General features: G+C 73.8%; 8 protein-coding genes. 2 read left to right on the top strand and 6 right to left on the bottom strand.

From position 1 onward, the window contains the following. Complete coding sequence (locus IH09_RS31215; RefSeq protein WP_052860902.1) at positions 1-1,647, bottom strand: ATP-binding protein; 1,647 nt, start codon at positions 1,645-1,647, stop codon at positions 1-3. Positions 1,648-1,858: 211 nt separating this feature from the next. After that, the gene (locus IH09_RS31210) at positions 1,859-3,313 is read right to left on the bottom strand and encodes a Rossmann-fold NAD(P)-binding domain-containing protein (protein ID WP_052860901.1); all 1,455 of its coding nucleotides are present in this window, start codon (positions 3,311-3,313) and stop codon (positions 1,859-1,861) included. A gap of 152 nt (positions 3,314-3,465) precedes the next feature. Here IH09_RS31210 and IH09_RS31205 point away from each other — a divergent pair, with 152 nt between their 5' ends. After that, complete coding sequence (locus tag IH09_RS31205) at positions 3,466-4,242, top strand: TetR/AcrR family transcriptional regulator (protein WP_318279607.1); 777 nt, start codon at positions 3,466-3,468, stop codon at positions 4,240-4,242. A gap of 234 nt (positions 4,243-4,476) precedes the next feature. Here the strand turns inward: IH09_RS31205 and mreB are convergent, their stop codons facing one another. After that, positions 4,477-5,556, bottom strand: a complete 1,080-nt coding sequence (gene mreB, locus IH09_RS31200) for a rod shape-determining protein (protein WP_052860899.1) — start codon at positions 5,554-5,556, stop codon at positions 4,477-4,479. Between the two features lie 301 nt (positions 5,557-5,857). Further along, on the bottom strand, positions 5,858-8,017 hold the full coding sequence (locus IH09_RS31195) for an FUSC family protein (protein ID WP_052860898.1): 2,160 nt from the start codon (positions 8,015-8,017) through the stop codon (positions 5,858-5,860). Positions 8,018-8,282: 265 nt separating this feature from the next. Between IH09_RS31195 and IH09_RS31190 the strand changes: the two genes are divergently transcribed. Beyond that, positions 8,283-9,302, top strand: coding sequence for an alpha/beta hydrolase (locus IH09_RS31190; RefSeq protein ID WP_052860897.1), 1,020 nt, complete (start codon positions 8,283-8,285; stop codon positions 9,300-9,302). A 229-nt stretch (positions 9,303-9,531) separates the two neighbouring features. Here the strand turns inward: IH09_RS31190 and IH09_RS31185 are convergent, their stop codons facing one another. Then, positions 9,532-10,422, bottom strand: coding sequence for an ABC transporter permease (locus IH09_RS31185; RefSeq protein ID WP_052860896.1), 891 nt, complete (start codon positions 10,420-10,422; stop codon positions 9,532-9,534). Then, the gene (locus tag IH09_RS31180; protein ID WP_052860895.1) at positions 10,419-13,142 is read right to left on the bottom strand and encodes an alpha/beta fold hydrolase; all 2,724 of its coding nucleotides are present in this window, start codon (positions 13,140-13,142) and stop codon (positions 10,419-10,421) included. The genes IH09_RS31185 and IH09_RS31180 overlap by 4 nt, the downstream gene beginning before the upstream one ends. Between the last annotated feature and the right edge of the window lie 32 nt (positions 13,143-13,174).

The raw sequence follows: 13,174 nt of genomic DNA, 5'->3' as shown, positions 1-13,174 counted from the left end.
CTACTCACTCTTTTCCGACGGCTCGTCACTCTTCTCACGGACTGCACCGGCCGCACCGGAGGCGCCGGCGGACGCGGGCGTCTGGCTTTCGCCGGACAGACCGCTCTGGAACGCCGCCAGCCACATACCGGGCTGCACCTGCGGTGCGTCGTCCGGTGCGGGGGCGGGGGAAGCGGTGACGGGGGCCGGGGCGGCCCCGGGAACCTGCGGCGCCGCGGGAGCCGTGGCCCGCGCCTTGCGGCGCCGCTGCGGCAGACCGCCCGAGGTCCGCTCGGCCACCTGCGGGAGGTCGCCCAGGGTGTCGTCCCGCAGGTCCGCCGCCCGCGGCGGTTCGGGCGCCACCGGGGCCTGCGCGACGGGCGCGGCCGGCGGGGGCACCGCGGTCCGCGGCGAGCCCTGTGCGGGTATGTGCGCGGCTATCTGCGCGGCGGCGTGCTCCGTGCGGACCGTCCGGGGGCCCGACGCGGTGCCGATGCCGTGTGCGCGGCCCGTCGCCGGGGCGGTGGTGATCAGGTCCTGCGGGACGATCACGACCGCGCGGACCCCGCCGTACGCCGAGGTGCGCAGCGACACCTGGAAGTTGCAGAGCTGCGAGAGCCGGCCGACCACGGCCAGGCCCAGCCGCGGGGTCTCCCCCAGGTCGTTGACGTCGATGCCCTGCTGGGCCTGCCGCAGCATCCGCTCGGCGCGCTTGCGGGCCTCCTCGCTCATGCTCACGCCGCCGTCCTCGATCTCCACGGCGATACCGGACTGCACCTCTACGGCGGTCACATGCACCCGGGTCTGCGGCGGGGAGTAGCGGGTGGCGTTGTCCAGCAGTTCGGCGAGGGCGTGGATCAGCGGTTCCACCGCCGTACCGACGACCGCGACCTCCGAGATGGAGTGGAGTTCGACGCGCTGGTAGTCGATGATCCGGGACATCGCGCCGCGCAACACGCTGAACAGCGGTACCGCCCGGCTCCACTGGCGGCCGGGGCGGGCGCCGCCGAGCACCGCGATGGAGTCGGCGAGGCGGCCGATGAGGGCCGTGCCGTGGTCCAGTCGCAGCAGGTCGCCGAAGACGTCCGGCGCCTGGCCGTGGCGGTCCTCCATCTCACGGAGTTCCTGGGCCTGCTGGTGGACGATCGCCTGCACCCGGCGGGCGATGTTCACGAACGCCCGCTGGGCGGACTCGCGCAGGTCCTCCACCGCGACGACGGCTTCCAGGACGGACCGCAGCACGGCCTGGTGGGCGGCGGCGAACTCGGGGGTGAGCCCCGCCTCCCGGGCCTGGCGGGCGATCCGGTCCGACAGCGACGCGAGCACGTCCTCGGGGAACTCGCCCTGGCCGAGCCGGGCCACCGCCTCGGGCAGCAGCTCCGCCGACAGCCGGACGCTCTCCGCCTCCTGGCGGACCAGCACGGCCTGCTGCGCCGCGGCCCGCGCACGCAGCTCCGCGATCACCCGGCCGCGGCGGGACAGCTCGGCGGTGACCAGGGCCACCGCCACGGTGGCGGCCACACCGATCCACACGACCGACGTCCGCGCCAATGAGTGCACCGTCACCGCGGCGACGGCCGCGGCCACGGCGGTCACCGCGGTGGGCACGAGCCACGCGAGAACCGAGGCGGGACGCGGACCCCCGGGCGACGATCCTTCTCGCACCATCTGCACCCTCAAAACCCTCAAACCATCGAAAGATCACAGGACGACTCATGGGCCACGGCTCCACGGACGGTGCCGCCACAGACGTCACCTGTGGCAACTGCCCGTAGCCGAACCGGAAGTAGCATAACCGGATTTGATCACTTGTTGACCGCTGGTCACCAGTCCTTGACAAATGTGGATCACGTCATTCCGCGACACCGGCTGCCGGTCATCACGCACCGCGTATGGATCCGCCGCCATCGGTCACCGATGGCGCCACCCCGCCACACCTGGCCGGATAGTCCTCCAACACGATGTCCGCGGCGAGGTCCTGACCCTGCGCCAGCATGGCCGCGACGGCGACCGGGTCGTTCAGCGCGGCATTGCGCGCGGCCATCGCCTCCCGGGTGGCCGGCGCCAGGAACTCGCCCACGCCCCGGCCGCCTTCCTGACACCGTGTGACATAGGGCCGCAGGCGCCGTTCATAGCGGGCGAAGGCCGCGCGGTGGTCGCCGCCCGCGGCGGCCAGTTCACCGGCGAGGACGTAGGCCCCCACGATCGCCGAGCCCGTGCCCATACCGCCGACCGTCGCGCCGTACGCGGCGTCGCCGAGGAGGACGGTCCGGCCCGCCGACCAGCGCGGCACATCGACCCGGCTGATGGCGTCGAAGTAGAGGTCCCTGGCGCCCCACAGGGTCTCGATCAGCTCCGGCGTCCGCCAGCCGGCGCCCGCGTACGCCTGCGCTATCAGCTTCTTCTGCGCCGTGGGAGCGCGCCGGTCGTACGTCAGCTCCGCGGCGGCGAAGACGCAGAACGCCTCGCCCGCGTACCCCGCCTCGCCGGTCCGCCGGGCCGTACGGCCGGCACTCATCAGCCGGCCGGGCTCGCCGTACCCCACCGGCCGGTCGGCGAGGCCCCGGACACCACCGCCCGGCATGCCGTCGACCGGCACGCCGTCGGCCGGAACACCGCCGCCCGGGGCCGCGGCGGGCAGGTCCCAGCCGGCGACGTAGTAGCCGAGGTGGCTGACGAATCGCTCCTCGGGGCCGAAGGCCAGCCGCCGCACGGTGGAGTGCAGACCGTCCGCGCCGACCACCAGGTCGAAGGTGCGCGGCGCGCCCCGCTCGAAGGTGACCCGGACCCCGTCCTCGGACTCGGTGAGCGAGGTGACGGAGTCACCGAAGAGATATTCGGTGACGGGCGGGGCACCCGGGGCGGCCGCCCCAGCCGCGGCCCCGTACGGACCGTGCTCGTTCAGACTGCGCCCGCACGACCCGTGCTCGTACAGCCCGTGCCCGTACAGCCCGCCCCCGCACAAGCTGCGCTCGTACAGAATGCGGGACAGCTCCGAGCGCAGGATCTCGACGTCGCCGCCCGCGAACTCCGGGGGCAGTGACGCTAGTTGGCGGCCTTGGTCGTCGATGAAGTGCATCGGGCCGCCGCCCGTGCCGGACCGGCGGATCTCGCCCAGGACGCCCATCCGCGCCAGCACGTCCAGCTGCGCCGCCCCGCGGAAGTCGACCGCGAATCCGCCGCCGCGCAGGGCCGGTGCCACCTCGACCACGGTGGGGCGGAAGCCGTAGCGGCCCAGCCAGTAGGCCAGTGCCGGGCCGGCCACGCTCGCCCCCGAGATCAGCACCGCCGGCCGCTCCCCCGCCACCCGGCCCGCCATCGCTCCGTACGCCATCACACGCTCCCCACGTCGATCCGTCGCGGCCTGTCCACCGCGCCGGCCAGTCGATCCGCCGCACTCACAAGAAAAACCGTATCCGACGGACACTGTTCTGTATACCCCGGACGCAGTTTCGTATACCTCGGACACGGTTTTAGGATGCGGGGGTGGCTGGAGACGGGAAGAGCAGCGTGTTCGGGGATCAGGCGGGCAGCGCCGAGTTGTTGTGGGGCGGTCGCGAGCGCCCCAGCCGGGGTCCCAAACCGGCGCTGAGTCTGGACCGGATCACCCGTACGGCCATCGCCCTCGCCGACATCGGCGGGCTCGGGGCGGTCTCCATGCAACGGGTCGCGGGCGAACTGGACTTCACCAAGATGTCCCTGTACCGCTACGTCCCGGGCAAGACGGAGCTGGTCGCGCTCATGATCGACACCGCGATGGGCGAACCCCCGGCCGTGCGGGCCGACGCCGCCGGCCACGCCCCCGACGGCTGGCGGGCCGCGCTGCGCGAATGGGCCGGGCAGCTGTCAGCGGTCTTCGCGCGCCACCCCTGGCTGCTGGGCGCGACCGTCGGCCCCCGCGTCATGGGCCCCAACGAACTCGGCTGGACCGAGCGCGCGGTGGCCGCCCTCGCCGGCACCGGCCTGACCGGCGGCGAGCAGCTGGACGCGGTGCTGGTGGTGAGCGGCCACCTCCGGGCCATCGGCCAGGTGTCGGCGTCCATGGGGGTGGGCAGCGCACGGGCGAGCGAGCCCGAGCAGGTCATGAGCGCCGCGCTGAACGAACTGCTCGTCGGCCGCTCCGACCGGTTCCCCGCGCTCGCCGCCGCGGTCGCGTCCGTCGAGGCCGATGCCGCCGCACGGGGCCAAGCACTGGAGTTCGGCCTGGAGCGCATCCTCGACGGGCTGGAGAGCTACCTCTCGGCGCGCACGGCCGGCAGCTGACGCGGGCCGGGCAGGCGCACGGACGGACCGGGCAGGCGGCCGGACCGGGCAGGCGCGCGGCACGGCCGACCGGTCAGGGGCCGCCGACCGCACCACTCATACCGCTGACACGGTCACACCGCTCACATCGGTCACACGGCAGACACCCGGCACACCGCCACCGGTCACGCGCACACCCGCCACCACCACACCGAGGGTGGCGGCGCCGCCGTCAGCGTCCGCTCGCGCGGTTCCTCACAGCCGGACGGTCCGCCGCGGCTGGTCCTTCGCGCCCGTCAGCAGCCCGTGCAGCGACGCGAACTCGTCCACGCACTTGGCGGTGCCGTTGACGACGCAGTCCAGCGGCTGGTCCGCGACCCGCACCGGGACGCCCATCTCCTCGCGCAGCCGCCGGTCCAGACCGCGCAGCAGGGCGCCGCCGCCGGTGAGGGAGATGCCGTGCTCGATGATGTCGCCGGAGAGCTCCGGCGGGCATTCGTCGAGGGTGCGGTGGACGGCGCGGACGATCGCCTCGACGGGCTCGGCCAGCGCGTCGCGGACCTCCTCCTCGGTGATCTCCTGGATCCGGGGCAGCCCGCTGACGTGGTCGCGGCCTCGGATGGTGTACGAGGCGCGGTGGTCGGGCTCACCGTCCTCGTCGACGCCGATCGGGGTCGGGGCCGCCGAACCGATGGCGATCTTGATGTCCTCGGCGGTGCGCTCCCCGATGGCCAGCGAGTGCTTCTTCTTGACGTACGCGCTGATCGCGGCGTCCAGCGCATCGCCCGCGACCCGTACGGACTGGGCGGTGACGAGGCCGCCCATGGAGACGACCGCGACCTCGGTCGTACCGCCGCCGACGTCCACCACCATGCAGCCGACCGGCTCGTCCACCGGGAGCCCCGCGCCGATCGCCGCGGCCATCGGCTCCTCGATGAGATGCACCTCGCGGGCCCCGGCGCCCCGGGCGGAGTCGATGACCGCGCGCCGCTCGACACCGGTGATACCCGAGGGCACGCAGATGACGACCCGCGGCTTGGAGAAGCGGCGGCTGGGCAGCGCCTTCTTCATCAGGGCGCGCAGCATCTGCTCGGCGGCGTCGAAGTCGGCGATGACGCCTTCCTTGAGGGGGCGCATCGCGGTGATCCCGGAGGGGGTGCGGCCGATGGTCCGCTTGGCCTCCGCCCCGACGGCGATGACCTCGCCCGCGGCGTTGACGGCGACGACGGACGGCTCGTTCAGCACCACGCCCTTGCCACGCGCGTACACCAGGGTGTTCGCCGTGCCGAGGTCGATGCCTATGTCGTACGTACCGGACGAAGTGCTGGACGCCATGGGGAGTTCGCTTGCTCTCTCTCGACTGGACGACAGTCCCCCGAGAGGGGGGCCTCGGACATCGCGGGCCCAAGACGGCACCAGTGGTTCACCAAAGGCGTCAATTACGGGCAATTATGAAGACTACTGGAGGGGCGAAATGGTTCCTGCCCGGACTGTACCGGTGGGCGGCGCCCGCTCGTCCGGAGCGGCCGGCCGGCGCCCCGGAGCCCTTGGCGCCCGGTCCGCCAAGGGGGCGCGCCCGCCGGCTGCCGCGCACGTCAGGCGGCGCACATCAGCCGTTCTCCGCAGCCGTTTCCCGTCAGCCGTTCTCGTCAGCCGCTGCCGTCCCGCGTTCCCCGCGCGTCCCGCCGTCCCCGCGCCGCTCCGGCCCGCGTGCCGCCCGGTTGCGGCCGCCCGGTCCGCGCGACAGCGCCTGCGCGAGCTCGTCCAGGGCGTCGAGGAGCAGATCGGCGGCGCGCAGTGCGACGTCCTGGCCACCGCTCCCGGCGTCCCAGTCCTCCCATACGGCGCGCAGCGCGCCCCAGTCCGGTGCACGCCGCTCCCGTACGTCCTGCACCGCACGCTCCAGAGAGGCGCGCAGTTCGGTGGCGAACGCGGCGGCGCCGGGTGACGGTTCGGCGTCCTTGCCGGGGAGGTGGGCCTCCAAGATCATCGTGACCCGGCCCATCGTGCCCAGCGCGGCGCTGGCCGCGTCCGCCGTGGAACGCGAGAGGCCGCGGTGGCGCACCGGTTCCTTCGCCGCCCGCGCCTCGCTCTCCTCCCAGGCGGCGCGGGCCGCGCGGGAGTCCAGCAGGGCCTCGCGGACCTGCCGCGGGCGGCGCTGGGCGGGCCGGGCGTAGCCGTCCAGCACGGCCAGCGCGTAGCGGCCGTTCGCCGCCAGCCACTCGGCGAGCCGGTCGCGCAGCTTGGGCGTCTCCCAGGCGGGGAACAGCGCGTACGACAGCATCGCGAGCAGCCCGCCGACGAGGGTGAGCACGATGCGTTCCAGGACGGTCTGTTCCCAGCCGGCGCCCGCGATGCCGAGCAGGAAGACGACATACGCGGCCACGCAGGCCGAGGTCACCGAGACGCCGGTGCGCATCAGCAGGTACATCAGCAGCACGCAGACGACGGCGAGCGCGGCGCAGATGTACATCCCCGGGTGGGCCAGCGCCATGATGGCGCCGCCGATGGCGACCCCGACGAGGGTGCCGCTGAAGCGGGCGACGCCGCGGGAGTAGGTCTGGGCGAAGTCGGGGCGCATCACCATGACGGAGGTGAGCGGCGCCCAGTAGCCGTGCCCGAAGGGCAGTGCGGTGCCCAGCAGATAGCCGGCCGCGGCGACCGCGCAGACCCGCAGGGCGTGCCGGAAGATGTGCGAGGACCAGCGCGCCTCGCGGCGCAGGGCGCGCAGCGCCACCGGTACGAGCCGGGGCACGCTGGGGCGCAGCAGATGGCCGCGTTCGGCCGGGGTGGTGGGGCGGGTGGCCCGGACCGGCTCATCGGTGAGTTCGACGGCGTCGGCGAGCAGCGAGATCAGGCGGTAGGCGGAGCGGCGGGCGGCCCCCGTGAGCATCGGGCCGCTGACCGGGACTTCGAGGGTGGCCATGGCCTCGGGCGGCAGCCGGACGGGCCGGGCGTGCCGCACGGCGCTCGCGACGGCGTCCAGGACGGTGGCGGCGGCGCCGAGCAGATCGCGGGCGCGGTCCCGTTCCGGCCCGTTCAGGGGTACGCCGACGACCGGGTCGGCGAGCGAGGCGAGGACGGGTCTGACGCGTTCGGCCAGACCGCGCGGGCCGTGCAGCTGGACGGGGCGGCGCTTGGCCTGACGCGGGGTCACGGCGGAGGCCAGCCGGGCGTCCATCAGGGGCTGCGGGTCGAACGGGGCGACCGGGTCGTGCCGCAGCCGGCGGGCGTAGTCGGCCTCGGCGGCCAACGCGTCGGCGAGCGCGTCGCGCTGCACGCCCCAGGGGCGGACCGGGAAGACGACGATCAGGGTGGCCTGGACGAGGCCGCCGAAGGCGATCAGGGCGGCGTGTGTCAGGGCGCCCAGGACGGACGTCGGCAGGGTGACGGTGACCAGCATGATCGCCACGGTCTGGGTGCCGGCCAGGCCGGTGACCGGGCCGATCGCCCAGGCCATCCCGGCGAGGAAGGTCCAGCCGACGAGCAGCAGCAGGAACCAGACGATATGGGAGGCGGCCAGATAGCCGAGGAAGGTGGAGACGGCCAGGCCGGCGGCGACGGCGAGCGCCAGCACCGGGCGCGGCCGCATGCTGCGCTGGAAGGTGGCGATACCGGAGGCGAACGCGCCGAAGGCGGAGGAGACCGCGAGGGTGGGGTTGCCGAACCACAGGGCCAGGCCGATGACGATGGCGACGCCGATCGTGCCGCGGACGGCGATCACCGGGGTGAGTTTGGCCCGCTCGATCGTCAGCCCGGAGCGGGCGGTCTGTTTCAGCGCGCGCGACCAGGTCATACCGAGAGAATACGGTCCGTTGCCGGGCGCTTCGGAACGCCCCTGTCGCGGCTTTTCCGGTGCCGGGTTACGGCGCTGCCGGGAAAATGACGGTAAACCCGTCTTCTGCTCCGCGTAAACCCCACAGGTCACAGCGTGTTGGCCGACGGCGGTCCGGCCGGTGCGAGCAACCAGACACCCCGGAAGGGAAACCCCCGGCCACCGCGGCGCCCTCTTGCTGGCCAGCCGGGAGATGTCCCGGCACGTTCGGCAAGGAGAAGGCCCCGTGCGAAAAGCCCTGTTCACCCCGGTGGTCACGCTGATCACCCTGACCGTTCTCGCCGCCACGGCCGGGTGCGGGTCGAGCGACGCGCCGCCCTCCGCCGTACGTTTCGGCGGTCCGAAGGCGGGGGCGGCGATGCACGCCCCGCCGCCGGGCAAGGGGTCGCTGGCGCAGCTGCCCACCCACCCGATCACCTTCCAGGAGACGAGCCGGGTCGGCGGGGCCGGGGAGAACACACCGATCGCGCTGACCACCCTGCACGGCCCGAAGTCGGGCTTCACCGGGAAGGTGTGGGTGTGGGCGCCGCCGGAGTACTACAAGAAAGAGAACGCGGACAAGGGCTTCCCGGTGATGGAGGCGCTGCCCGGCGCCTACGGATACCCCGTCAACTACTGGATCGGCTCGGACCTCAAGCTGGAGGAGAGCCTGGCGCAGATGTCCAAGGCGGGCACCAGCCTCCCGTTCATCGTCGTGATGCCGGTGCTCAACCCCAATGACAAGCAGTACTACGACGGCAGCGACATCCCGGGGCAGCCGAAGATCGGCACCTGGTTGAGCAAGGACGTGCCCGATCTGGTCCGGCAGAACTTCCGCACCCTCAAGACCCGTAACGGCTGGGCCATCATGGGCTCCTCCTCGGGCGGCTTCGCGGCGCTGAAGAACGTGTTGCAGAACCCGGACACGTTCAAGGTGGCCATCCCCAACGGCCCGGACATCGTGCCGGACTCCCCGCTGTGGAAGGGCCACGCCACGGCGGAGCGCGAGAACAACCCCGAGGTGCTGGCCCGGCGGCTGATCGCACGCGGCGGACCGCCGGTCTACCTGGCGTTCCAGGACGGTTCCCAGGAGGGCACGGTGCTGCCCAAGGTCCGGAAGTTCATCGCGCAGTACGGGCACGGGCCGGTGAAGACCCGGCTGCAGATCGTGCCGGGCGGTACGCACAGCGGCCAGACCTATGTACAGGGTCTCGACGAGGGCACGATGCAGTGGGTCAGCGCGCAGATGCAGGGGCCGTCCGCCTGAGCGCGGCCGGGGCGCGCCGGGTCACCGGACCGGGCCCCGGCGCTCCCGGCGGACCTCGCCGCCCCGCCGGGCCGCGGTCGGGCACCGGCCCGCGGCGGTGGCGGACGGGGCGGCTCGCGCCGGGCGGAGGTACGCGCGGACGGCGGTGATCCGCGGCGGCCCGGTGCGCAGCCGGTCCGTCAGCTCCGCGCCGGCCGGGCCCCCGGTCAGGCCCCCGGCCGGGCCGCCGTCAGGACACCACGTCCTTCTTCGCGAAACCGCGGAAGGCCAGGGCGAAGAGCACCAGCGCGTACGCCACCGAGACCGCCGAGCCCTGGATCATCCCCGGCCATTCCAGCTGGGGTTGCAGGGCGTCCGCCCAGGCGAACTGCCAGTGGGCGGGCAGGAAGTCGCGCCAGTCGCCGAGTGCGGTGACCTGGTCGAGGACGGTGCCGACGATGGTCAGGCCGACCGCGCCGCCGACCGCGCCCAGCGGCGCGTCGGTCACCGTCGAGAGCCAGAACGCCAGCGCCGCGGTGACCAGCTGGCTGACGAAGAGATAGCCGACCACCACCGCCAGCCGGGGCACCGCCTCGCCCGCGGGCAGCGCGCCGCCGGTGGGCAGCTGGAGCGGGCCCCAGCCGTACGCGGCGGTGCCCACCGCGAGCGCGACCAGCGGCAGCAGCACCATCGCGGCGGCGCTGCTCAGCAGCCCGATGGTGAGCTTGCTCAACAGCAGCCGGGCCCGTGGGACGGGCGCGGCGAGCAGATAGCGCAGTGAGGACCAGCTCGCCTCCGAGGCGACCGTGTCACCGCAGAACAGCGCCACCGGGACGACCAGCAGGAAACCCGCGGAGACGAACAGCACGGTGGCGGCGAAGTTGCTGCCGGAGGCGGTGGCGGTGTCGATCAGGCTGATCCGGCCGTTGGCGCGGCTGCGGCTGCTCGGGTCACCGCCGATCGCGAACGCCACGACCAGGACGAACGGCAGCAGCGTCAGGATCGCCGCGATCACCAGCGTGCGGCGCCGCTTGAGCTGGCGCAGCGCCTCGACGCGCAGCGGGAGGGTGCGGTGCGCGCGGTAGCCGGGCGCGGCGGGCGGCTCCGACGGTGCCGGGGCGGGTGGGGTGACGGCGGTCACCGGTCACCTCCGATCAGGGTGAGGAAGGCGTCCTCCAGGCGGCGGTGCGGCCCGACGCTGAGCACCGGGATCTCCAGCCGGATGAGGTCGGCGAGCAGTTGGGGGGTGCCGGCCGCGGCGGTGAGCCGGATCAGCAGGCCCTCCTCGGCGCGGACGGCGGAGGCGACGCCGGGCAGCGCGCCGACCTTCTCCACCAGCGCGTCGGAGAGCTCCGCCGGTGCCGCGACGCCCACCAGCAGGGTGTCTCCGGAGCCGGTGATCTCGGCGACCGGACCGGCCTGGACGAGCTGCCCGCGGTCCATCACGACCAGGTGCGTACAGCTCTGTTCGACCTCGGACAGGAGATGGCTGGAGACGATGACGGTGCGGCCGGCGGCGGCGTAGCGGATCATCACCTCGCGCATCTCGCGGATCTGCGGCGGGTCGAGTCCGTTGGTCGGCTCGTCGAGGATCAGCAGGTCCGGCAGGCCGAGCATGGCCTGGGCGAGGGCGAGCCGCTGGCGCATGCCCTGGGAGTAGGTGCGTACGGCGCGCTGCAGGGCGTCGCCGAGGCCCGCGATCTCCAGCGCCTCGTCGAGGTGCGCGTCGGCGGTGGGCCGGCCGGTGGCCTGCCAGTACAGGTCGAGGTTGGCCCGCCCGGACAGATGCGGCAGGAAGCCCGCGCCCTCCACGAACGCGCCGACCCGCGACAGCACCGGTGCGCCCGGCCGGATCGCGTGCCCGAAGACCCGGATCTCGCCCGCGTCGGGCCGGATCAGTCCCATCAGCATCCGCAGTGTGGTGGTCTTGCCCGCGCCGTTGGGCCCCAGCAGCCCCAGCACCTGGCCCCGCTCCACCCGGAACGACAGGTCCCGTACGGCGTACCGGTCGGCGGACTTCGCGTACCGCTTGCCCAGTCCGGTGATGCTCAGCGGTACCTCGGCGAGCGCGGGGTCGGGGGCGGGCGCCGCCGTCCTGCGCCGGGCGGTGAGCAGCAGCAGCGCCGCGAGCACGGCGGCGGCGGCCGGTAGTCCCCAGGTCCACGCGGGCAGCACGGCGGCCGCGCCGCGCACCTCGGGCGCGGTGGGCACGGTGAGCGCGCCGCCTTCCAGGGAGACGGTGTACGTGGCGGGTTCGACCGGTGAGGCGTAGGCGAGGTCGGTCGCCGAGAGCACCAGCCGCAGCCGGTGGCCGGCCGCGAAGTCGTGGTCGACGGCGGGCAGTTTCAGCTGGACGGTCCGGCCCTTCCCGGCGCCCTCGACCCGGTAGGGCGTGACGAGCTGGGCGGGCAGCACCTGCCGTTTGCCGTCCGGGCCGACGTCGTAGACCTTCGCGAAGAACACCGCGTCCGGGGAGCTGGCGTGCAGCCGCACGGTGGCGGTGGGGCTGCCGGTGAGGTGGAGGGGGGTGCGCAGCGGCGCCGAGTCGAAGCGGGCGTACTGGCCGGGGAAGTCCAGGGAGAGCCCGGCGCCGAGGGCGGAGAGGCTGCCGAGCGCACCGGCGCCGGGCACCGCGGAGATGGCGGGCGGACCGGCGCCGGCGGGGTTGCCGAAGGTCTGCTCGCGGCCGGCCAGCGCGATGCGCCGCGGATCGTTGGCCAGGCCGGGGTAGCGGTCGCCGCTCGCGCCGCGCAGTCGCAGGGCGCCGTTGGTGGAGTCCACTCCCCCGCTCCGGCTGACCCGGAACGCGGGCCCGGTGTCCGTCTTCTGCTCGCCCTTCAGATAGCGGTCGAACCATGCCTTGGTGCGGGCCTCGACGCGGGCGCTCTCGCGGTCGCCGCCGTCGTGCCCGCCGGCGATCCAGTCGACATCGACGGGTGCGCCGTTCTCGCGGATCGTCCGCTGCATCGCGTCGGCCTGGTCGAGCGGGAACAGCGAGTCGGTCTGGCCCTGCGTGATCAGTGTGGGCACCTTGATGCGGTCGCCGACGGCGGACGGGCTGCGGGCCGTCAGGAGGGCGCGGGCGGCGGCGTCCGGTTCACCGGCGACGGCGACCCGTTCGTACATCGCGCACAGCTCCGCCGTGAACCGTCCGCAGCCGCTCGCCGCGGGGGATCCGGCCGGTGCGGCCGGTGCGCCGGCGGTTGCGCCCGCCGACCCGGTGGTGAAGAAGATCCCGGCCCACAGCTTCTTGAACACGCCGTGCGGGAACAGCGCATCGGCGAGGTTCCAGTAGGTGAGCTGCGGGGCGATGGCGTCGACCCGCGGATCGTGGCCGGCCGCCAGCAGCGCGATGGCACCGCCGTACGAGGCGCCCGCGATGCCGACGCGCGGATCGCCCGGCTTGTCGAGCTGCACCTCGGACCGCTTCGCCAGCCAGTCGATCAGCCGGCTGACGTCGGCGACCTCGCCCTTCGGGTCGTTCAGTCCGATCTTCCCGGTCGACTTTCCGAAGCCGCGCGCCGACCAGGTCAGCACCGCGTAGCCGTCGCGGGCCAGTTGCTCGGCCTGTGCCCGGACGTCGTCCTTGCTGCCGCCGAACCCGTGGCCCAGCAGCACCGCGGGCCGCCGGGCGCCGTCCGTCCCCGCCGCGGTGAAGAAGGAGGTGTCGAGGGACACCTCCTTCTGCTTCTCGCCGTTCTTCTCGCCGTCCGCCGTCCCAGGCATCGCCAGCACCCGGTCCTCGCGGTGTACGGCGGGCGCGGCGTCCGAGGAGGCAGCCGTCCAGGTGCCGCCCCCTATGAGCAGGGCCAGCGCGCCGGCGATCGCGTAGCGGCGCCGCCCGCGCAGTCGGAGATCCATACGTGAATCCTAGGTACGCCCCGCACCGGGCG

Source organism: Streptomyces celluloflavus (genome assembly GCA_000720995.1).
GTDB classification, from domain to species: domain Bacteria; phylum Actinomycetota; class Actinomycetes; order Streptomycetales; family Streptomycetaceae; genus Streptomyces; species Streptomyces celluloflavus.
The sequence above is the reverse complement of the archived record's forward strand: the minus strand, read 5'-3'. Positions and strand labels throughout refer to the sequence as shown.

Excerpts from the sequence above, each read along its gene's own strand:
- IH09_RS31215 (WP_052860902.1), bottom strand. The coding sequence starts at position 1,647 with ATGGTGCGAGAAGGATCGTCGCCCGGGGGTCCGCGTCCCGCCTCGGTT.
- IH09_RS31210 (WP_052860901.1), bottom strand. The coding sequence starts at position 3,313 with ATGGCGTACGGAGCGATGGCGGGCCGGGTGGCGGGGGAGCGGCCGGCG.
- mreB (WP_052860899.1), bottom strand. The coding sequence starts at position 5,556 with ATGGCGTCCAGCACTTCGTCCGGTACGTACGACATAGGCATCGACCTC.
- IH09_RS31195 (WP_052860898.1), bottom strand. The coding sequence starts at position 8,017 with ATGACCTGGTCGCGCGCGCTGAAACAGACCGCCCGCTCCGGGCTGACG.
- IH09_RS31180 (WP_052860895.1), bottom strand. The coding sequence starts at position 13,142 with ATGGATCTCCGACTGCGCGGGCGGCGCCGCTACGCGATCGCCGGCGCG.